Below are 19,449 nucleotides of genomic sequence, written 5' to 3'. Positions count from 1 at the left end.
ATGCCGCCCAGACCAAGCCCGCTCCCACAAGTTCTGTATGTGTCTGCAAATCTTGTGAACACCCCCAGATCACTGTGGGAGCGGGCTTGCTCGCGAAGGCTGACTACCGGTCAACACATTCCTCACGCTCCTTTGAAGATACCGGGCCGCCGCTCCACCATCGACCGCACCCCCTCCCGAGCGTCCTCGGTGGCCAACAGCTTCTTCGCCAGCGCGGGCAATCCCTGCGCCGCGACCGTCTCACCTTCGTAACGCGCCTGGCGCGCCGACATCAGTGTCGCCTGCACCCCCAGGGGCGCCTGGCGGGCGATCCGCTGCGCCAACTCTATGGCGCGTGGCAACAGGTCCTCGCTGGCCATGACCTCCTGAACCAGGCCCAGGTGCAGCGCGTCGTGGGCATCGAACTCGTCGCCGGTCAGCAGCCAGCGCATGGCATTGCCCCAGCCGGCCACCTGGTGCAGGCGCAGCGTCGCGCCACCGAACGGGAAGATCCCGCGTTGCACTTCTTTCTGGGCGAAGCGGGTGTTGCTCGCGCAAAGGTTGATGTCAGCGGCCAGCATCAGCTCGATGCCGATGGTCAGGCAGTAACCTTGCGCGGCGACGATCACCGGTTTGCTGACCCTGGGCCCGGCGAACACCCCCCACGGATCGCAGCCTCCGGGTGGTGCTTGCCAGCCTTTGGCCAACTCCGCGCTGGCGCTGAGCAGGTCGAGCCCGGCGGTGAAATGCTCGCCATGGCCAAACACCACCGCGACACGCGCCTCGCTGGCGGCCTCGAATTCGCCATAGGCCAGGCTCAGTTCGTTCAGCAGATCGAGGTCGAATGCGTTGCGCTTGGCCACCCGATCGAGGCCGATCAACAGCACATGACCTTGTCGCTCCCGGGTGACGCGACTGCGGGCGGGCTGATTCATGGCGCTTTCCTCGCTGGGGGGATCTCGGGACACGGGACGGCATTGTCGAAGTGAAACGTTTTAGCATCAGCGCCAGCAGGGCCGGGCCTTTGAAAAGTAGACGCTTGCCCGATTATCCGCAAAGGTCGGCGGCGCAACGGTATATCCGTCAGTTTTCCGACAAATAAAGCTCCCATTCCGAGCGAATTCCGGTATAGTGCGCGCCGGCCTTTAACCGGGCCGCGTTTAGGTAGCGCAATTCGAAGTCACCTTCAGCTGCACGTCCGCACACCGGACTCTTCCTTGACGAATCTTTTCATTCATTCGTTTTCGCAAATCCCCGCCGACAAAGCTGCCAGGGCGACTCTTGAGTCTCAACACGGCATGCGCAGCTTTGGAGCATGGGTCTTTGCGGATGCACTTAGAGGCAGACCCATGACCCAGGAAATCGGCGGCTTCGCCGCTCTTGAACTTCATCCCAATATTGTCGCTGCAGTAGTCGCTACCGGCTATGAAGAGCCTTCGGCCATTCAGCAGCAGTCGATCCCGATCATCCTCGCCGGTCACGATATGATTGGCCAGGCGCAAACCGGTACCGGTAAAACCGCCGCCTTTGCCCTGCCTATCCTGCACCGCATCGATCCGTCCAAGCGCGAGCCGCAAGCTCTGATCCTGGCCCCAACCCGTGAGTTGGCGCTACAAGTTGCAACCGCTTTCGAAACCTACGCCAAGCAAATGCCGGGCGTCACTGTTGTGGCTGTCTACGGCGGCGCGCCGATGGGCCCACAATTGAAAGCAATCCGTAATGGCGCACAGATCGTTGTCGCCACACCGGGCCGTCTGTGCGACCACCTGCGTCGCGACGAAAAAGTGCTGCAGACCGTGAACCACCTGGTTCTCGACGAAGCAGACGAAATGCTCAAACTGGGCTTCATGGACGACCTGGAAGTCATCTTCAAGGCCATGCCGGAAACCCGTCAGACCGTATTGTTCTCGGCCACCCTGCCGCAGTCGATCCGTGCCATCGCCGAGCGTCACCTGCGCGATCCAAAGCACGTGAAGATCCAGAGCAAGACCCAGACCGTTACCGCGATCGAACAGGCTCACCTGTTGGTTCACGCTGACCAGAAGACGTCTGCCGTTCTCAGCTTGCTGGAAGTGGAAGATTTCGACGCGCTGATCATGTTCGTGCGGACCAAGCAAGCGACCCTGGACCTGGCCAGCGCCCTGGAAGCCAAAGGCTACAAAGCCGCTGCGCTGAACGGTGACATTGCCCAGAACCAGCGCGAGCGTGTGATCGACTCCCTCAAGGATGGCCGTCTGGACATCGTTGTGGCGACCGACGTTGCGGCTCGTGGCCTGGACGTTCCGCGCATCACTCACGTGTTCAACGTTGACATGCCGTACGACCCGGAATCCTACGTTCACCGTATCGGCCGTACCGGCCGTGCCGGTCGCGAAGGCCGTGCGCTGCTGCTGGTCACTCCGCGTGAGCGTCGCATGCTGCAGGTGATCGAGCGTGTAACCGGTCAGAAGGTTGCGGAAGTTCGCCTGCCGGACGCTCAAGCCGTTCTGGATGCGCGCATCAAGAAACTGACCAACAGCCTGTCGCCGCTGGTGGCTGAAGCCGAATCGACCCACGGTGATCTGCTCGATCGCCTGACCGCCGACATCGGTTGCAGCCCACGTGCCCTGGCCGCAGCCCTGCTGCGCAAGGCTACCAACGGTCAAGCGCTGAACCTGGCCGCTATCGAGAAAGAACGTCCGCTGGTGCCGAACAGCGCCCCGCGTGGCGATCGTCCGGAGCGTTCCGGTGATCGTCCGGAGCGTAGTGACCGCGAGCGTCGTGCTCCGATGCCGCTGGGTGAAGGCCGTGCTCGCTGCCGTACCGCGCTGGGTGCGCGTGATGGCATCGCTGCCAAGAACCTGCTGGGCGCCATCCTCAACGAAGGTGGTCTGGCCCGTGAAGCCATCGGTCGCATCCAGGTGCGTGACAGCTTCAGCCTCGTCGAGCTGCCGGAAGATGGTCTGGAGAAGTTGCTGACCAAACTGAAGGACACTCGTGTGGCTGGCAAGCAGTTGAAGCTGCGTCGCTATCGCGAAGATTGATCGGCCTGTTGGCTGATTGATCGAAAAAAATCCCCGACTGGTTCGGGGATTTTTTTTGCCTGGGTTTTGGGGTGGCTGCCAATCCTGTGGGAGCAGCCTGCTCGCGATGAGTCCGACTGCGCCGCAGTATGTCAGGTTTACTCCGTGGCCTGGCCGCCTCCGGCGGTGACCACCTGCACGGTCATGCGCGGCATCGCCAGGTCGAGCCCGGCTTCGTCCAGATGCCGCTTCAGCGACAGGTTGAAGGCCCGGGAAACCTCCCACTGCTTGATGGGCGCGGTCTTGAAGCGGGCCCGCAGGATCGCGTTGCCGGACTCGAAACTCTCGACCCCCTGAATCTCCAGGGGCGACCAGATGTTGCGCCGCTGCAGCGGATCGGTGCGCATCTTCTGGCCGACGTCGCGCATCAGTTTGATTGCGTTGTCGATGTCCATGTTGGCGGGGATCGCCACGCGGAAGATCGCGTAGCCGAACTCCCGCGAGTAGTTCTTGATGCTCTTGATTTCGCTGAACGGAATCGTGTGGACGATGCCGTCGATGTCCCGCAGGCGTACGGTGCGGATGGTCAGGCCTTCGACGGTGCCGAGATGACCACCGACATCCACGTAGTCGTCGATGGCCAGGGAGTCTTCGATGATGATGAACAGTCCGGTGATCAGGTCGGCGACCAGCGACTGCGCACCGAAGCCGATGGCCAGGCCGATCACGCCGGCGCCTGCCAGCAGCGGCGTGACGTTCATGCCCATGTTCGCCAGGGCGACAATCAGCGCCACGATGAAAATCGCCACGAACAGCACGTTGCGGATCAGCGGCATCATCGTCTGCGCGCGCGCATTGGCCAGGCCTTTGCGCGAACGGGTGAGCGCGTGGTGCACCGCCGTGTCGCTGAGAATCCAGATCAGCCAGGCAAACAGCAGCGTGCCACCGAGGCCGAACAGTTTGACGCTGACTTCATGGCCGTCGCCTTCGGTAAACGCAATCAGCGACAGGCCCCAGACTCGCAGGCCGAGTTCGATGAACGCCAGCCACACCAGCAGATGGGCAAGGGTGTAGAAGAAGCTTTTCAGGCGTTCGGAATACAGCGCATGGCGCTTGAGTCCGCGTTGCGGTTTCTGTGCGTGGCGGCGCACCAGCCCGTTGATGACCATGCACAACACCAGCAGCACGGTGCAGATCAGTGACTGGCGCAGCGCCGTGCTGGTATCGCCGGCCGAGAGGAACGTGGCGAACAGCGAGATCGCCACCAGCACCAGGGCCGGTACGTACCAGAAAGTCCCGAGGATATCGATGGTGTCACTGAGTGCGCGCCGGGTCAGGCGCCGGGACAGAGGCTGGTTGCGGATCAGGTGGGCGATGGGGCGGCGAAAACGCAGGATGAACAATCCGGTGGACAGCGCGGCCATTACGTTGGCGAACGTGGCGGCGGTGTGCGCCAGATGGCTGCCGAGACTGCTGACCAGTCGCGGATCGTTCAGGGCTTCGCCGAACGCGGCGAAGCTGCCGATCAGCCACAGCGGTCGAAAAGCCTGGTGCCGCAGGATGTACAGGGCGCGGTGGCGATGGGGGCCGTCCAGCAGGGAGAAGGCAATGACGCAGATCGCCGAGAAGCAGGTGCCGACCACCAGTGCGTAGGCCAGCACCATGGCCAGGCTTTTACCCAGTGAAGAGGGCAGGGCGTAACTCATGTACACGGTGATCACCAGGGCAATCAGCCAGGGTCCGAGTTTGCGCAAGGCAAAGCGCAGCATGTCGAGGGCCCTGGGATGTTGCGGCAGTTCCTCGGTCAGGCCGAAGCGCATCCGCACCCGATGGCTGAGCCAGATCAGCGCTGCGGCCAGCAGGCTCCAGAGCGCCAGGACGACAGCGAAGCCGAAGATGATCGGCAGCCATTCATTGGCCGGCAGGATCAGGGCCTCCAGTTCGTCCTGGGCCAGGGAGAACTCCCGGGTCCAGCGAGTGACCGGACTGTCGGCACCGGAGAACTGTTGTTCGAAACGATTCAGCGTGCCGCCGATCAGGCCGAGTACGCCTTCTTCGGCGGCCGGCTGGGCTTTTTTGGTGGCGTCGCGCAGTTTCTTCAGGTCGGCCAGCAGCTTGCTGCGCTGCTGATCGTTTTCCAGCGATTTGATGACTTCGTCCAGGGATTGGCCAAGCGGTTCCTGCGCCTCGGGCTGGGGGGTGGACGAGCTGCCGAGCAGGCTCGGCAGGCCGACGGCCTGGGCAGGCTGGATCGGCAGCACCGCCAGCAGGCAGATGAAGAATAGGCAGGGCAGGGCAGATAAACGAGCGAACACTAGGCGGTCAACCTTGAAAGAAGCAGATTGACCGAGTGTACGAGCCCGCCAAAGTCAATGCGAGTCGGGGGCGAGGATTTATTCGTTGAGTTTGGCGAGGATCTTGAAGACCACGGTGGCGAGGATGGTCAGCATGCCGATCCACATCGCCAGTACGCCGGCATTCTTGTCGCGGAAGTTGAAGCCAATCGCCAGCAGGATCATCCCGGCGAGAATCGGGATCAGCATGGCGTGGAATGAAGACATCGAGATCATGTGCGACGGCCTTGTCGAAAGGGGTATCTGAAGTTTAGGTGGCTTTTGCGTGGCAGGAAGTGATGTGTATCAGAAATGAATCGCTGAGCGGATGAAATTTGCGTTGTCAGGGCCACCGCCTTGGCGTGCCGCCTTGGCGGGCGAGCCCGCTCCCACAGGCTTTTGGGGTGTTCACTGTGGGAGTGGGCATGCTGTTCAGGCTTACGGCAATTCCCGGCTGGCGTAGAACGCGCTCAGTACCTTGACCAGGTGCGCCAGGTCGTGGCTGCCGCACAGTTCGCGGATCGAGTGCATGGCGAACGTCGGCAGGCCGATGTCCACGGTGCGCACACCCAGGTGGCTGGCGGTGATCGGGCCGATGGTCGAGCCGCAGCCCATGTCGCTGCGGACCACGAAGCTTTGCACCGGCACTTCTTCGGCCATGCACAGGTGGCGGAAGAAACCGGCGGTTTCGCTGTTGGTGGCGTAGCGCTGGTTGCTGTTGACCTTGATCACCGGGCCGGCGTTGAGTTTCGGGCCGTGGTTGGCGTCATGCTTGTCGGCGTAGTTGGGGTGGACGCCGTGGGCGTTGTCGGCCGAAACCAGCAGCGACTTCTGAATGGTGCGCACGAACTCGTCACCGTCGGGCAGCAGCCGACGCAGGGTCTGCTCGAGCATCGGGCCGTCAGCGCCGCAGGCGGAGCACGACCCGACCTCCTCGTGGTCGTTGCACACCAGCACACAGGTTTCATCGGTGTCGGCCGTCAGCAGGGCCTGCAGGCCGGCGTAGCACGACAGCAGGTTGTCCAGGCGCGCGCCGGCGATGAAGTCGCCATGCAGGCCGATGACCGCAGCGCTTTGGGTGTCGTAGAAGCTCAGCTCGTAGTCGAGTACCACGTCGGCGTTCAGGCCGTGTTCCAGTGCCAGCTGGTTGGTGAGGACGGCACGGAAGTCCACGCGCTCGTCACCGGCAAATTGCGCAAGGACCGGCGGCAGCTCGGTCTGGGCGTTGATGGCCCAGCCCATGTTGGCTTCACGGTTGAGGTGAATGGCCAGGTTCGGAATGATCGCGATCGGCGCCTTGAAGTCGATCAGTTGGCTTTCGACCTTGCCATCGCGGCGGAAGGTCACGCGGCCGGCCAGGGACAGGTCGCGGTCGAACCAGGGCGCGAGCAGCGCGCCGCCGTAGACTTCGACGCCCAGTTGCCAGAACCCCTGGCGTTGCAGTTCCGGTTGGGGCTTGACCCGCAGGCAGGGGCTGTCGGTATGGGCACCGACCATGCGAATGCCGCCGTGCAGCGCCGAATGACGGCCCATTTTGATGGCGACGATCGAAGAGTCATTGCGGGTGACGTAGTAGCGGCCGTTGGCTTCGGTGTTCCAGGGCTCGCGTTCATCGAGGCGTTGATAGCCCGCCGTTTCCAAACGTTGAACAAGGCTGGCAGTGGCATGGAACGGGGTGGGGGAGGCCTTGAGGAAATCGATCAGGCCTTGGTTCAACTCTTCGCGCATAAATAGCTCCAGACAGCAATGGCGCCAGTTTAACGTATTGGCCTGAGGCTTTGGGCGCGACGTTCGCCCAAAGCCTCAGGCTCCGGTTGAGATCCGATTTTTCAGGCAAGCCGCAATGTACGAGTGTTCGTTCGAGGCTGTGTTCGTCGCCGCTGCCATCCACTCAAGCGAACAATGGCCCATCGAGGTTGTGCCTAAAACGGTGCCGGACACTCGAAACGCAGGCGCTCGCCGGTCTGTGGATGGGTGAAGCTGAGCATGCTCGCATGCAGGCACAGCCGTGGCCAGGCTGCCAGCGCCTGCTCATGAGCGTACAGACCGTCGCCCAGCAGCGGGTGGCCGATGGAGAGCATGTGCACGCGCAATTGATGGGAGCGGCCGGTGATGGGCGTCAGCTCCACCCGGCACCAGTCACCGCAGCGTTCGAGTACGCGCCAGAACGTCAGGGCGTTTTTGCCGAACTCGTGGTCCACCACGTGGCGCGGCTTGGTCGGTGGGTCGTAGCGCAAGGGCAAGTCGATGCTGCCGCTGTCCAGTGCCGGCTGGCCCCAGCAGAGCGCAGTGTAGGCTTTCTCGGTTTCGCGATCGTGAAACTGGCGTGACAGTTCGCGATGGGTGTCCGGGTCACGGGCGAGCAGAATGATGCCGGAGGTTTCCCAATCCAGGCGATGGACGATACGGGCTTCGGGGTAGCCGTTTTCCTGCAGGCGGGTGATCAGGCAGTCCTTGTTGTCATCAGCCCGGCCGGGTACGGAAAGCAACAGGGTCGGTTTGTCCACCACCAATACGGCGGCGTCCTGATGGATGATGCGGATGTTGGACAGCGGCATTGAAACAGTCTCGTAACAAACGCCAACGGCGGCTCAGGCCTTTCACCCCGTGCAGGGGCGAAAAACCTGAGCCGCCGTGGCTCCAGCCGGATCGACTCAGCGATCTGGCAGGGTGATATTGAGTTCCAGAATCGAGCAGCTACCCTGGTTTTCCAGGGCGACGTGCACGTCATCGGACCCGATATTGACGTACTTGCGGATCACCTCGACCAATTCCTTCTGCAAGGCGGGCAGGTAGTCCGGGGTACTGCGTTGGCCGCGTTCGTGCGCCACGATGATCTGTAGACGCTCTTTCGCTACCGAGGCGGTACTGGGCTTCTTGTTAGCACGAAAGAAGTCAAAAATATTCATTACCGGCCTCCAAACAGACGCTCAAAGAATCCTTTCTTCGTCACATCGAGAAACCGATGCTCCACGGTTTTGCCCAGCAGGCGTTCGACCGCATCGCTGTACGCCTGGCCGGCGTCGCTCTGGTCGTCGAGGATCACCGGAACGCCGGAGTTGGATGCCTTGAGCACCGCCTGGGACTCGGGAATCACGCCCAGCAGGGTCACGGCAAGGATTTCCTTGACGTCTTCGACACCCAGCATCTCGCCGTCATGGACGCGTTGCGGGTTGTAGCGGGTCAGCAGCAGGTGCTCCTTGATCGGGTCTTCGCCTTTTTCAGCGCGACGCGATTTGCTGGCCAGCAGGCCGAGCATGCGGTCCGAGTCACGTACGGAGGAGACTTCCGGGTTGGTCACGACAATCGCTTCATCGGCGAAGTACATGGCCAGGTGCGCACCTTTCTCGATGCCGGCCGGGGAGTCGCAGACCACGAAGTCAAATTGTTCCTTGAGCTCCATCAGGACTTTTTCCACGCCTTCGAGGGTCAGCGCGTCTTTGTCGCGGGTCTGACTGGCGGCCAGTACGTAGAGGTTTTCCAGGCGCTTGTCTTTGATCAGGGCTTGTTGCAGGTTGGCTTCGCCGTTGACCACGTTGACGAAGTCATACACCACGCGACGCTCGCAACCCATGATCAGGTCGAGGTTACGCAAACCCACGTCGAAGTCGACGATCACTGTCTTGTGCCCGCGCAGAGCGAGGCCGGTACCGATAGCAGCACTGGTGGTGGTCTTACCCACACCACCCTTGCCGGATGTAACCACTAGAATCTTGGCCAAGGTGTTTCACCCCTAAGGAAAAAGGACTTCTGGTCCCTGAAAAACATCTCTTGAAAAAAACGACTACAGTCGGACAGCCTTGGCTGGAATCCGGTCCTGAACCGCGCCTACCTCTGGTAAACACCGCTTTTGACCATTTTCCTACTTCGTTTGAGCCGTTTTCGCTACGTTTTAGAGATGCTTGGAAAATGCGGCAGTATCCGTTAAAGCCGAATGATGTTCAACACGTCGCCCGACAGGCTGACCTGAACGCCGGCACCCCATAACGGGTCGCGGCGCAAGTCTTCCGACACCTTGTAGTGGCCGGCGATAGACACCAGTTCAGCGGTCATCTGCTGACAGAAAATCCTGGCTTTCGTATCGCCCTTGACGCCGGCCAGTACGCGTCCACGCATCGCGCCGTATACATGGATGTTGCCATCGGCGAGAAGTTCCGCCCCCGGGCTGACCGAGGAGATCACCACCAGGTCGCTGCCCTGGGCGTACACCTGTTGGCCGCCGCGTACGGGCGAAGTGATGATCCGGGTCGGCTTGATCGTCGGTTCCGGCGGTTTTTCCGGTTTCTTCGCGACGGCGGCTTCCAGCGGCTCCAGCGCACGCTCACGGGCACCGGAGGGTGGCAGCACCGGCAAGTCGACCGCGATCGCCGCGGCAATGTCCTCGATGCGGCTGGCACGGATGGCCAGGGTGCGCAGGCCGTGCTGGCGGCAGATGCGCATCAGGCCTGGCAGGTCGACGGTCCCTTCGCTGGCCGGGAGCTTGTCCAGCGCCAGGACCAGCGGCGCGTTGCTGAAGAAACCAGGCGCCTGGGCGACTTTGGCGGCCAGTTGCCGATCGAGGCTGTCGAGGTCGTTGCGGGCCAGCTCCAGCACGGTGATGGCGAGCATGCTGCCCTTCAACTGGAACACGGGATCCTGGTCTTGCGATTCGGTTTGGCTCATGGTCGGCATACAACGGCTTGTCACTAAAAGTGCCCAGACTTATAACGAGAACGCTCGCCAGCCGCAAGCCGGGTCGAACGATGTAGAATGCGCGGCCACTGTCTTTGCGGAACATTTAATGGATCGCCCGAGTTTCAATAAAACATTTCTGATGCCGCGTTTCTGGCCGTTGTGGTGTGGGCTGGGGCTGTTGTGGCTGATCGTTCAATTGCCGTACCCGGCGTTGCTGTTCATCGGTCGCGCCCTCGGGGCCCTGATGTACCGTCTGGCGGGTGACCGGCGCAGCATCGCCCGGCGCAATCTCGAGCTGTGTTTCCCGGAAAAGTCCGCCGCCGAGCGCAAGCGCCTGCTCAAGGAAAACTTCGCGTCCACGGGCATCGCGTTCTTTGAAATGGCCATGAGCTGGTGGTGGTCGCGTGAACGCCTGGCGAAACTGGCCCATGTCGAAGGCCTGGAGCACCTGCAGAAAGCCCAGCGCGAAGGCAAGGGCGTGATCCTCATGGCCGTGCATTTCACCACGCTGGAAATCGGCGCGGCGCTGTTGGGGCAACAGCACACCATCGACGGCATGTACCGCGAGCACAAGAACCCGCTGTTCGACTACATCCAGCGCAACGGTCGCGAACGCCACAACCTCGACTCGCTGGCCGTGGAGCGCGAGGACGTGCGCGGCATGCTCAAGCTGCTGCGTGCCGGTCGGGCGATCTGGTACGCACCGGATCAGGATTACGGCGCCAAGCAAAGCATCTTCGTGCCGCTGTTCGGCATTCAGGCGGCAACCGTTACCGCCACCAGCAAGTTCGCGCGGCTGGGCAAGGCGCTGGTGGTGCCGTTCACCCAGGAGCGCCTGGCAGACGGCAGCGGCTATCGGCTGGTGATCCATGCGCCGCTCGAAGGGTTTCCCGGTGAAACCGAGGAAGAAGACTGCCTGCGAATCAACCAGTGGATCGAGGGTGTGTTGCGCGAGTGCCCGGAGCAATACCTCTGGGCCCATCGTCGCTTCAAGAGCCGCCCGCCGGGCGAGCCCCGGTTGTATGCCAAACGCGGTTGAATCACCGATAGCCTGCAGGGGCGAGCAGGCCCGCTCCCACAGGTGCAGTATCAGACAGGGTGGGAGCGATGATATCCGACCCGGCACCATGGAGCGTTGCGATGAATCCTGCTGAACCGGTTACAGGATTGATTCTTTCCGGCGGTGGGTCTCGGGCGGCCTATCAGGTCGGGGTGTTGGCAGCGATAGCCGAGCTCCTGCCGTTGGGCGCGGACAATCCGTTTCCGGTGATCGTCGGCACGTCGGCCGGGGCGATCAATGCGGTCAGCCTGGCCAGCGGCGCGACTGATTTTCGCAGCGCCATCGAGCGCCTGACCGCTTTCTGGCAGGGCTTTCGCAGCCATCTGGTGCTGCGCAGCGATTGGCCCGGGGTGATCCGCCAGGCCAGTCGCTTCGTCGGCCACAGCCTGCTCGGCCTGGGCAGCCAGGTCCCGGTGGCATTGCTCGACAGCTCACCGCTGCGGGATCTGCTCAACGACAAGCTGCACATGGGCGGCATCGCCGACGCCATCGCACAACAGCAGTTGAAGGCCGTGGCGGTCACAGCGTTCGGCTACGAGTCCGGCCAGGCCGTGACCTTTTACCAGGGCGGCGGCACCATCGAGGCCTGGTTGCGCCATCGGCGGATTGGCGTGCCTGCGCAACTGTCGGTAGAGCACCTGCTGGCCAGTTCGGCAATCCCCTTGTTGTTTGCGCCGGTGAAAATCGGCGAAGAGTATTTCGGCGACGGGGCGGTGCGTCAGTCGGCACCGATCAGCCCGGCCCTGCACCTGGGGGCCAGCCGCGTGCTGGTGGTGGGGGTGAGCGGCAACCCGCGTGGCGTCGACCCCGAACAGCCGCTGCAACGCGCCTACACCGGGCAGCAGCCGACCCTGGCGCAAATCGGCGGGCACATGCTCAACAGCACCTTCATTGACAGCCTCGAAAGCGATATCGAGCTGTTGCAGCGTTTGAATCAGTTCAGCCACCTCATGCCCGATGGCACGCCGGTGCGTACGCTGGGCGTGGCGCCGGTGGAGGTGCTGGTGATTTCGCCAAGCCAGCCGATCGACGAGATTGCCGCGCGGCATCGCCAGGAAATGCCGGCGGCGCTGCGCCTGTTCCTGCGCGGCCCGGGGGCGACCAAAACGAGTGGGGCGGGGGTGTTGAGTTACCTGCTGTTCGAGGCGGGGTATTGCAGCGAGTTGATTGACCTGGGGCGACGCGATGCGCTGGCCAAACGCGAGGAGTTGAGTCGGTTTCTGGGGTTGCCTGAGCCGGTGGTCACGGCCTGATAGCGGTGGAGTGGCCTTCGCGGGCAAGCGAGGGGCTTGCCCGCGAAGCCGTTCAAATCAGAAGTGAACCTTGACCAGGAAGCTGGTGGTGCTCTGATCGGTCTTGAAGCCCGAGCTGTCTTCGATCCCGTACTTGTTCTTCCAGTAGTCGTACTCGACACCCACGTACAACTGCTTCTCGCCCAGGTTCAGCGCCTTGCCCAGGTCGTATTTGATCTGCGGCACGATGTGCAGGTTGGCGTGGTATTCGCCTCGGCGGTTGACGTCGTTGTCGACCACCCAGTCGATGAAGCCGTCGATCAGGATGTTCGAGTCGCCGACCGGGATGGTGTAGGCCCAGGCCGGGGTGATCTGCCAGATATCGTCACCCGGGCGGCTGCCTTCGGTGTTGCGGTTGTAGAAGTTGAGCTGGAAGTAATCGAAGCCCGGGATGTCCAGGTCGAAGCCCGGACCGATCAGGTAGGCCTCGGTGTCGTTTTCGCCGAACTCGTAGGTCATGGCCAGCAGCACATCCTTGACCGGGCCGAACGCCAGCTTCTGATCGAAGATCTTGCCGAACGACAGGCGCGGGCTGAACTCGCCGTAGTGGGTGTTCTTGCCCGCGAAATCATCCTCCTTGCCGTTGTAGAAGATCTTGTCGATGAAGAAGAAGTTGTCGCCGTATTTCCAGGCGTCGGCGTGTTCGAACGTCACGGTCTGCTGGATGCGCGGGTTGACCTGGAAGTCCTTGCCATACAGGTAGGTCAGGCTGTTGTTCTGCCATTGAAACAAGTCGCCAGCCACCGCCTGGCCCCCGGCCAGCATGGATCCCGCCAGCATCAGGCTAGTGCACGTACGTTTCATTCGGTTGCTCCCAAAAAAGTAGGTGTTTCACGTTGTTGTTCACGTTGGCGCTCTGGTGCGGCGCCTTTTTTTCGTCGAGGTAAAAACTCATCGATCCGGTCAGCTTCTGTGCGGCTGGTATTCGGGAGGGCGCGGAGAATACTGGCTCCTCGACCAGGCCTCAAGTGCCTTGCGGTCGCAGACTGACAACGGGGTTTTTCGTGCCTGGATCATCGGTTGCTTCCTGTCGTTGTGTTTTTGCAGGGCGCAGGCATCCTCCTCCGGCAGGGGCGAACCGCTGCCACAGGTGAGGTCGCCAGGACCGTTCAGTCAGTGGGCGTGGCAGTCGTTGACACTGGCCCGTTCGCGACCGCCAAGGATGTTGAACAGCAGGTTCAGCACCAGGGCGCTGATCGTGGCCATCGCGATGCCGCTGTGGGTGATCGGGTTCATCCACAGCGGCAGATGGGCGAAAAACTCCGGACGCACCACCGGGATCAGGCCCATGCCGATGCTGACGGCGACCAGCAACTGATTGCGGCGGTCGGCGATATCGGCCTCCTGGAGAATCCTGATCCCAGTGGCGGCGACCATGCCGAACATCGCGATCGCCGCGCCGCCCAGCACTGCCGGCGGAATCGAGGCCACCAGGAAGGCGGCCTTGGGCAGCAGGCTGAGGATGATCAGCAGGCCACCGGCGACGATGGTCACCGACCGGCAACGCACGCCGGTCATCTGCACCAGGCCGATGTTCTGGGCGAACGAGGAGTGGGTGAAGGTGTTGAAGAAACCGGCGAAGAACGAGGCGCCGGCATCGCACAGCAAACCGCGCCGCAACATGCGTGGGCAGACTTCCTGGCCGGTGATCTTGCCCAGCGCCAGGAACATCCCGGTGGACTCGACGAAGATGATCACCACCACCAGGCACATCGAGAGAATGGGCGCGAGTTCGAACGTGGGCAGGCCGAAATGCAGTGGAGTGACGACCTGCAACCAGGGTGCCTGGTCCATGCCGCCGAGGTCGACCAGGCCGATAAGCCCACAAACGACGTAGCCCAGGCACATGCCGATCAGCACGGAAATATTGACCCAGAAACCGCGCATGAAGCGATGAACCAGCAGGATGGTCGCCAGCACCAGCCCGGCGATGGCGAGGTAGATCGGGGAACCGAATTGCACCGCGCCTGCACCGCCACCGGCCCAGTTGACCGCGACAGGGAACAGCGACAAGCCGATCGAAGTGATCACCGTGCCGGTCACCAGCGGCGGGAAGAAACGTACGACTTTCGACATGAACGGCGCGATGAGGAGGCCGAAGAAACCGGCGGCGATGGTGGCGCCGAAGATCCCTTGCAGGCCGATACCGGGCATGCCCGCCATGGCGACCATGCTGCCGACCGCGGCAAAACTGGCGCCCATCATCACCGGCATGCGAATGCCCATGGGGCCGATACCGAGGGATTGCACGACCGTGGCGATGCCGGCCACCAGCAGGTCGGCATTGATCAGGAAGGCGATTTCCTCACGGCTCAGGCCAGCGGCCTGTCCGATGATCAGCGGCACCGCAATGGCGCCGCCGTACATCAGCAAGACATGTTGCAGACCCACGAGGATGAGTTGCAAAAGGGGCAAACGCTGAATGGCGGGTGCGTCGGGGATGCGTGCTTTGGAGAGCTCGGACATGCAACACCTCGGATCTTTTTTATTCTTGTGATTGTGTGCAGCAAGGGCGGCCGCGCGCGGCCAATCGCGAGCCAGGCTCGCTCCCACAGGTGATGCGTCGTCTGTGTAGGAGCGAGCCTGCTCGCGATGGTTTCTATCTAGTTGGTCTGTGCACCCTGAACGATCCAGGCACCAATGAGCTCACGCTCCTGCTGGGTCATCTGGGTGATGTTGCCCAGCGGCATGATCTGGCTGGCGACGGCCTGGGCCTGGATCCGTGCCGCGTTCTGGCGGATCTGTTCGGGGGTGTCGAACATCACGCCGGCCGGGGCCGCACTGAACAGCGGGCTGGTCGGCTTGGCAGAGTGACAGACGGTGCAACGTTCCTGGATCACACTGTGCACCTTGTCGAAACCGGGACCCGCGTTGGACGCTTGCGCCGGGGCGGCGGGCGCTTCTGCGGGCTTGGCTTCGGCCGGCTTCAAGCCGCCGCCCAACGCCGTTTCCGGCAGCGGCTGGTACTCGATGGCCGCCGGCGCCTTGGCCACTTCCGGCGCGCTGGACATCGGCTTCGGACCGGAAACGTAGGCCAGGCAGATCATGCCCACCGCTGCCACGGGCAGGGTCCAGGCGAATTTGTGACTGTCGTGACGGGTGTTGAAGTAGTGACGCACCAACACCGCCAGTACCGCGATCCCGGCCAGGATCAGCCAGTTGTACTGGCTGCCGTAGGTGCTCGGAAAGTGGTTGCTGATCATGATGAACAGCACGGGCAGGGTGAAGTAATTGTTGTGACGCGAGCGCAGCAGGCCCTTGGCCGGCAGCGCCGGGTCCGGCGTGCGGTTCTCGGCAATGGCCGCCACCAGTGCGCGTTGCGCCGGCATGATGATGCGGAACACGTTGCCGACCATGATGGTGCCGATGATCGCGCCGACGTGCAGGTAGGCGCCGCGCCCGCTGAACACTTTGCTGAAGCCGTAGGCGGCGCCGATGATCAGCACGAACAGGATGAAGCCGAGCAGGGCGGGACGTTTGCCCAGGGCCGAATCGCAGAGGAAGGAGTAGATGAACCAGCCGACGAACAGCGAGCCGATACCGATGGCCACGCCTTCGGGGCCGCTCAGGGTGCTGCCCGGTGCCAGCAGGTAGAGCGTCGGGTTGGAGTAGAACACCACGCACAGCAGCGCGATCCCCGACATCCAGGTGAAGTAGGCTTCCCATTTGAACCAGTGCAGGTTGTCCGGCATGGTGGGCGGGGCCAGTTTGTATTTTTCCAGGTGGTAGATGCCGCCGCCGTGGATCGCCCACAAATCGCCGGCCAGCCCGCTCTTGGGGTTGACCCGGTTGAGGTTGTTTTCCAGCCAGACGAAATAGAACGACGCGCCGATCCAGGCCACACCGGTAATCATATGAACCCAGCGAATGCTCAGGTTCAGCCATTCCAACAGATGTGCTTCCACAGTCTTTACCTCTCGCCTGTCACCCTTGTTGTCGGGTGATCAGACCTTCTCTTATTGGTGGGGGGCGAGGATCAAACGCTCATCCTCTTTGAAGAAATGCTCATCGCAGTTATTGCCTGTGCCACTGCGATCAACCACCAGGAAGTCATCCCGCTTTTCGATCGTCAGCACCGGGTGGTGCCAGACGCCGCGATGGTAATTGATGCCCTGCCTGCCGTTGGTGACGAAGGCGCGGACCAAGCCTGATACAGGTACATCGCCAAGTGGCGCGACCACGATCAGAAAGGGGTTGCCGAGCAGCGGAATGAACGCCTGGCTGCCCAGCGGATGACGCTCCAGCATGCTGACGGTCAGCGGCATGTCCTGCGCGTCGGCGCGGAAGATGCTGATGATCGCGTTGTCCTCCGGCGTGGCGGTTTGCACCGTCGCCAGTTTGTGGAAGCGCATGGTCGAACCGTTGTTGATCATGAAGTGATCGCTGCCGTCGGTTTCGATCACGTCACCGAAAGGGGCGAAGGCTTCTTTGGTCAGCGGTTCAATCGTCAGTGTGCGCATGCTGTTCTTCTTTTCCGAATTCTGTGTTGTTGGTTCTGACGCCTTCGCGAGCAAGCCCGCTCCCACAGGGGAATGCATTTCAATTGTGGGAGCGGGCTTGCTCGCGAATGGCCTCACCTCTTACTTGGCAACCTTGCCGAGAACGCGCAGGCGGCTCACGCCACCATCCGGGAACACGTTCAGGCGGATATGGGTGATCGGGCCCAGCGCCTTGATCTGTTCGGCGAAGGTATGTTCGGCGTGCATTTCCAGCTTCTGGCTCGGCAGCAGTTCGCGCCAGAACAGCGATTGGGTTTCGATTTGGCTGTCGGTGCCGCCCTTGACGAAGGCGCCCTGGATCGAGCAGCTGTCCGGGTAGTTACCCTTGAAGTGCAGCGTGTCGACGATGACTTTCTCGACTTCACCGGCATGGCCCAGGGCGACGATCACCCAGTCATTGCCCGGCGTGCGACGACGCGCGGTTTCCCAGCCGTCACCCATATTGATGCCACGGCCCGGGTTGAGGATGTTGCTCATGCGGCCAAAGTGTTCGTCGGAGCAGGCGAGGGCGCGGCCACCGTTCAGGGCCGCCGCCAGGTCGACCTGTTCGTTGTCACCCACCGCCGACCAGTCGCGGAACGGCACCCCGTACACGCGCAGGCGAGCGACGCCGCCATCCGGGTAGATGTTGAAGCGCAAGTGGCTGAAGGCCTGCTCGTTGTTGATCTCGTGGTAGTGATGGCTGTTGCCTTGCAGCTCGACGGCCGACAGCACTTCGGTCCACTGGGTGTTCTCGTCCGGCTCGCCCTCGGCCAGGAAGCAGGCTTCCAGGGACGCCGAGGGCGGGTAGTTGCCGGTGAAGAATGAAGTGTCGATGTCCACGCCTTTGATCGAGCCCGGTACACCCAGGCGGATCACCGCACTGTCGTAGCCTTCGAAGCGCTTGCGGCGCGACTCCCAGCCGTCCATCCACTTGCCGTTGTCATCGAACACGCCCTCCTTCCACACGGCCGGGGTCGGCTGGAACAGCCGGTTGGCGTCGGCGAACCAGTCATCGGTGACCGAGATGATCCGGGTGCCCAGGCGGGCGTCGGCCAGGTTGACGAACTTCTCGAAAGGTACGGCGTAAGCTTTCATTCTTCTAGTCTGCCTTTAATAAGTTGGCTTGGGATGCTCTCAAGGCCCTGGGCGCTTTTGCGCGTTCATTGACGCTCGGGCCAGGATTGCTAAAGAGTCAGTAATCGGAACAGGGCAATCTTGTTGATCTCCGCCAGCGCGCACGTGAACTCGGTGTCGACCGGGTTGTGGATGCGCGTTTCGAACGCCGCGAGTATCTGATGCCGGTTGCTGCCTTTTACCGCCATGATGAAGGGAAACTTGAACTTGGCCTTGTAGGCGTCGTTCAGCTCGGTGAAGCGCTGGAACTCTTCGGCCGTGCATTGGTGAATCCCCGCGCCAGACTGTTCTTCAGTACTTGCCGCGGTCAGCTGGCCCTGGACGGCGGCTTTGCCGGCCAGGTCCGGGTGAGCGTTGATCAGCGCCAGCTGGCGGGCGTGATCGGCGCTCAACAGGATATCGCTCATGCGCTGGTGCAAGGTTTCGATCTGGTCGATCGAGCTGTCCTGGCCCAGGTCGAAGGCCTTTTCGGCCACCCATGGCGAATGTTCGTAGATGTCGGCGAAAGCGGCGACAAAGGCGTCGCGGCTCAGGGTCGAGGGTTTCAGGGTTTGAAAGGTGCTCATTGGGCAGGCCCTTGGTACGGGTGGGTTTGTTGCCAGTGGCGTGCGATATCGACACGACGGCTGAACCACACCTGTTCATGACTTTTAGCGTATTCGATAAAGCGCTTGAGCGACGCCAGGCGCGCCGGACGGCCGATCAGGCGGCAGTGCAGGCCGATCGACAGCATCTTCGGTGCTTCGGCACCTTCGGCGTACAGCACGTCGAAGGCATCCTTGAGGTATTCGAAGAAATCGTCGCCCTTGTTGAAACCCTGGACCTGGGTGAAGCGCATGTCGTTGGTGTCCAGGGTGTACGGGATCACCAGGTGCGGCTTGCCGGTCGGGGTGTTCGGTTCCCAGTAGGGCAGGTCGTCGTCGTAGGTGTCGCTGTCGTAGAGAAAACCGCCTTCTTCCATCACCAGCCGGCGGGTGTTCGGCCCGGTGCGACCGGTGTACCAGCCCAGCGGACGCTCGCCGGTGATCTCGGTGAGGATGCGGATGGCCTCGAGCATGTGCTCGCGTTCCTGCGCCTCGTCCATGTACTGGTAGTCGATCCAGCGATAACCGTGGCTGCAGATCTCGTGGCCGGCCTCGACCATCGCGCGGATCACGTCCGGGTGGCGCTGGGCGGCCATGGCCACGGCAAAGACGGTCAGCGGAATGTCGAATTGCCTGAACAGTTTCAGAATCCGCCAGACTCCCGTGCGGCTGCCATACTCATAAAGCGATTCCATGCTCATGTTGCGTGCGCCCTGTAAGGGTTGCGCCGCGACCATTTCCGAGAGGAAGGCTTCGGATTCCTTGTCACCGTGCAGGATGTTGCGCTCGCCGCCTTCCTCGTAGTTGAGCACGAACGACAGGGCGATGCGGGCATTGCCGGGCCAGTGTGGGTGCGGAGGGTTACTGCCGTAACCGATCAGGTCGCGAGGGTAGTCAGCGCTCACTGCAG

Annotated in this window: 17 protein-coding genes and 1 pseudogene; 3 read left to right on the top strand and 15 right to left on the bottom strand. The window is 62.2% G+C overall.

Annotated features, from left to right (window positions below; genetic code table 11):
• Positions 1 to 122: 122 nt before the first annotated feature.
• Entirely contained in the window at positions 123 to 914 is a 792-nt protein-coding gene (locus ACM6IM_RS16745) for a crotonase/enoyl-CoA hydratase family protein (protein WP_414865745.1), read from the bottom strand.
• A 380-nt stretch (positions 915 to 1,294) separates the two neighbouring features.
• On the opposite strand from ACM6IM_RS16745, the pseudogene ACM6IM_RS16740 reads away from it, so the two are divergent.
• Positions 1,295 to 3,002, top strand: a pseudogene (locus ACM6IM_RS16740) (DEAD/DEAH box helicase).
• Positions 3,003 to 3,139: 137 nt separating this feature from the next.
• Here ACM6IM_RS16740 and ACM6IM_RS16735 read toward each other — a convergent pair.
• The 7 genes from ACM6IM_RS16735 to minC all read right to left on the bottom strand — a co-directional run bounded on the left by ACM6IM_RS16735 (position 3,140) and on the right by minC (position 9,976).
• Positions 3,140 to 5,296, bottom strand: a complete 2,157-nt coding sequence (locus tag ACM6IM_RS16735; RefSeq protein WP_414865744.1) for a mechanosensitive ion channel family protein — start codon at positions 5,294 to 5,296, stop codon at positions 3,140 to 3,142.
• Positions 5,297 to 5,374: 78 nt separating this feature from the next.
• Positions 5,375 to 5,542 (bottom strand): hypothetical protein, encoded by a 168-nt coding sequence (locus ACM6IM_RS16730; protein ID WP_192304894.1) that lies wholly within the window; start codon positions 5,540 to 5,542, stop codon positions 5,375 to 5,377.
• A 210-nt stretch (positions 5,543 to 5,752) separates the two neighbouring features.
• Complete coding sequence (locus tag ACM6IM_RS16725; protein WP_414865743.1) at positions 5,753 to 7,042, bottom strand: M18 family aminopeptidase; 1,290 nt, start codon at positions 7,040 to 7,042, stop codon at positions 5,753 to 5,755.
• 194 nt (positions 7,043 to 7,236) lie between these two features.
• Positions 7,237 to 7,872 carry an RluA family pseudouridine synthase gene (locus tag ACM6IM_RS16720; protein WP_262165059.1) on the bottom strand — a complete coding sequence of 212 codons (636 nt, stop codon included), beginning with the start codon at positions 7,870 to 7,872 and terminating at the stop codon, positions 7,237 to 7,239.
• 96 nt (positions 7,873 to 7,968) lie between these two features.
• Complete coding sequence (gene minE, locus ACM6IM_RS16715) at positions 7,969 to 8,223, bottom strand: cell division topological specificity factor MinE (RefSeq protein WP_007944431.1); 255 nt, start codon at positions 8,221 to 8,223, stop codon at positions 7,969 to 7,971.
• Positions 8,223 to 9,035 (bottom strand): septum site-determining protein MinD, encoded by an 813-nt coding sequence (minD, locus tag ACM6IM_RS16710; RefSeq protein WP_192304334.1) that lies wholly within the window; start codon positions 9,033 to 9,035, stop codon positions 8,223 to 8,225. Before minD ends, minE begins: the two co-directional genes overlap by 1 nt.
• 203 nt (positions 9,036 to 9,238) lie before the next feature.
• On the bottom strand, positions 9,239 to 9,976 hold the full coding sequence (gene minC, locus ACM6IM_RS16705) for a septum site-determining protein MinC (RefSeq protein WP_201190751.1): 738 nt from the start codon (positions 9,974 to 9,976) through the stop codon (positions 9,239 to 9,241).
• A gap of 118 nt (positions 9,977 to 10,094) precedes the next feature.
• Here minC and ACM6IM_RS16700 point away from each other — a divergent pair, with 118 nt between their 5' ends.
• Entirely contained in the window at positions 10,095 to 11,027 is a 933-nt protein-coding gene (locus ACM6IM_RS16700; protein ID WP_192304330.1) for a lipid A biosynthesis lauroyl acyltransferase, read from the top strand.
• Between the two features lie 101 nt (positions 11,028 to 11,128).
• Positions 11,129 to 12,301, top strand: a complete 1,173-nt coding sequence (locus ACM6IM_RS16695; protein WP_414865742.1) for a patatin-like phospholipase family protein — start codon at positions 11,129 to 11,131, stop codon at positions 12,299 to 12,301.
• Between the two features lie 57 nt (positions 12,302 to 12,358).
• Here ACM6IM_RS16695 and ACM6IM_RS16690 read toward each other — a convergent pair whose 3' ends face one another.
• From ACM6IM_RS16690 to puuE, 7 genes are all read right to left on the bottom strand, one after another.
• The gene (locus tag ACM6IM_RS16690) at positions 12,359 to 13,144 is read right to left on the bottom strand and encodes an outer membrane protein OmpK (RefSeq protein ID WP_192304326.1); all 786 of its coding nucleotides are present in this window, start codon (positions 13,142 to 13,144) and stop codon (positions 12,359 to 12,361) included.
• A 309-nt stretch (positions 13,145 to 13,453) separates the two neighbouring features.
• Positions 13,454 to 14,806, bottom strand: a complete 1,353-nt coding sequence (locus tag ACM6IM_RS16685; RefSeq protein ID WP_414865741.1) for a nucleobase:cation symporter-2 family protein — start codon at positions 14,804 to 14,806, stop codon at positions 13,454 to 13,456.
• A 137-nt stretch (positions 14,807 to 14,943) separates the two neighbouring features.
• Positions 14,944 to 16,245 carry a urate hydroxylase PuuD gene (locus tag ACM6IM_RS16680; protein WP_192304322.1) on the bottom strand — a complete coding sequence of 434 codons (1,302 nt, stop codon included), beginning with the start codon at positions 16,243 to 16,245 and terminating at the stop codon, positions 14,944 to 14,946.
• A gap of 51 nt (positions 16,246 to 16,296) precedes the next feature.
• Complete coding sequence (locus ACM6IM_RS16675; RefSeq protein WP_077044671.1) at positions 16,297 to 16,800, bottom strand: ureidoglycolate lyase; 504 nt, start codon at positions 16,798 to 16,800, stop codon at positions 16,297 to 16,299.
• Positions 16,801 to 16,920: 120 nt separating this feature from the next.
• Positions 16,921 to 17,916 carry an allantoicase gene (gene alc / locus ACM6IM_RS16670; RefSeq protein ID WP_192304320.1) on the bottom strand — a complete coding sequence of 332 codons (996 nt, stop codon included), beginning with the start codon at positions 17,914 to 17,916 and terminating at the stop codon, positions 16,921 to 16,923.
• Positions 17,917 to 18,005: 89 nt separating this feature from the next.
• Positions 18,006 to 18,521, bottom strand: a complete 516-nt coding sequence (gene uraD, locus ACM6IM_RS16665) for a 2-oxo-4-hydroxy-4-carboxy-5-ureidoimidazoline decarboxylase (protein ID WP_192304318.1) — start codon at positions 18,519 to 18,521, stop codon at positions 18,006 to 18,008.
• Positions 18,518 to 19,444: an allantoinase PuuE gene (gene puuE, locus ACM6IM_RS16660; RefSeq protein ID WP_192304316.1), complete on the bottom strand. Its 927-nt coding sequence runs from the start codon at positions 19,442 to 19,444 to the stop codon at positions 18,518 to 18,520. Before puuE ends, uraD begins: the two co-directional genes overlap by 4 nt.
• Positions 19,445 to 19,449 lie beyond the last annotated feature (5 nt).

It is taken from the genome of Pseudomonas sp. IT-P12 (genome assembly GCF_949767465.1).
Taxonomy (GTDB): Bacteria; Pseudomonadota; Gammaproteobacteria; order Pseudomonadales; family Pseudomonadaceae; genus Aquipseudomonas.
The sequence above is the reverse complement of the archived record's forward strand: the minus strand, read 5'-3'. Positions and strand labels throughout refer to the sequence as shown.

Bases quoted from the DNA above. Each gene is read 5' to 3' on its own strand.
- ACM6IM_RS16720 (WP_262165059.1), bottom strand. From the start codon at position 7,872: ATGCCGCTGTCCAACATCCGCATCATCCATCAGGACGCCGCCGTATTG.
- ACM6IM_RS16685 (WP_414865741.1), bottom strand. From the start codon at position 14,806: ATGTCCGAGCTCTCCAAAGCACGCATCCCCGACGCACCCGCCATTCAG.
- ACM6IM_RS16690 (WP_192304326.1), bottom strand. From the start codon at position 13,144: ATGAAACGTACGTGCACTAGCCTGATGCTGGCGGGATCCATGCTGGCC.
- uraD (WP_192304318.1), bottom strand. From the start codon at position 18,521: ATGAGCACCTTTCAAACCCTGAAACCCTCGACCCTGAGCCGCGACGCC.
- ACM6IM_RS16725 (WP_414865743.1), bottom strand. From the start codon at position 7,042: ATGCGCGAAGAGTTGAACCAAGGCCTGATCGATTTCCTCAAGGCCTCC.
- ACM6IM_RS16700 (WP_192304330.1), top strand. From the start codon at position 10,095: ATGGATCGCCCGAGTTTCAATAAAACATTTCTGATGCCGCGTTTCTGG.
- ACM6IM_RS16745 (WP_414865745.1), bottom strand. From the start codon at position 914: ATGAATCAGCCCGCCCGCAGTCGCGTCACCCGGGAGCGACAAGGTCAT.
- ACM6IM_RS16675 (WP_077044671.1), bottom strand. From the start codon at position 16,800: ATGCGCACACTGACGATTGAACCGCTGACCAAAGAAGCCTTCGCCCCT.
- ACM6IM_RS16730 (WP_192304894.1), bottom strand. From the start codon at position 5,542: ATGTCTTCATTCCACGCCATGCTGATCCCGATTCTCGCCGGGATGATC.
- ACM6IM_RS16695 (WP_414865742.1), top strand. From the start codon at position 11,129: ATGAATCCTGCTGAACCGGTTACAGGATTGATTCTTTCCGGCGGTGGG.
- minC (WP_201190751.1), bottom strand. From the start codon at position 9,976: ATGAGCCAAACCGAATCGCAAGACCAGGATCCCGTGTTCCAGTTGAAG.
- alc (WP_192304320.1), bottom strand. From the start codon at position 17,916: ATGAAAGCTTACGCCGTACCTTTCGAGAAGTTCGTCAACCTGGCCGAC.
- minE (WP_007944431.1), bottom strand. From the start codon at position 8,223: ATGAATATTTTTGACTTCTTTCGTGCTAACAAGAAGCCCAGTACCGCC.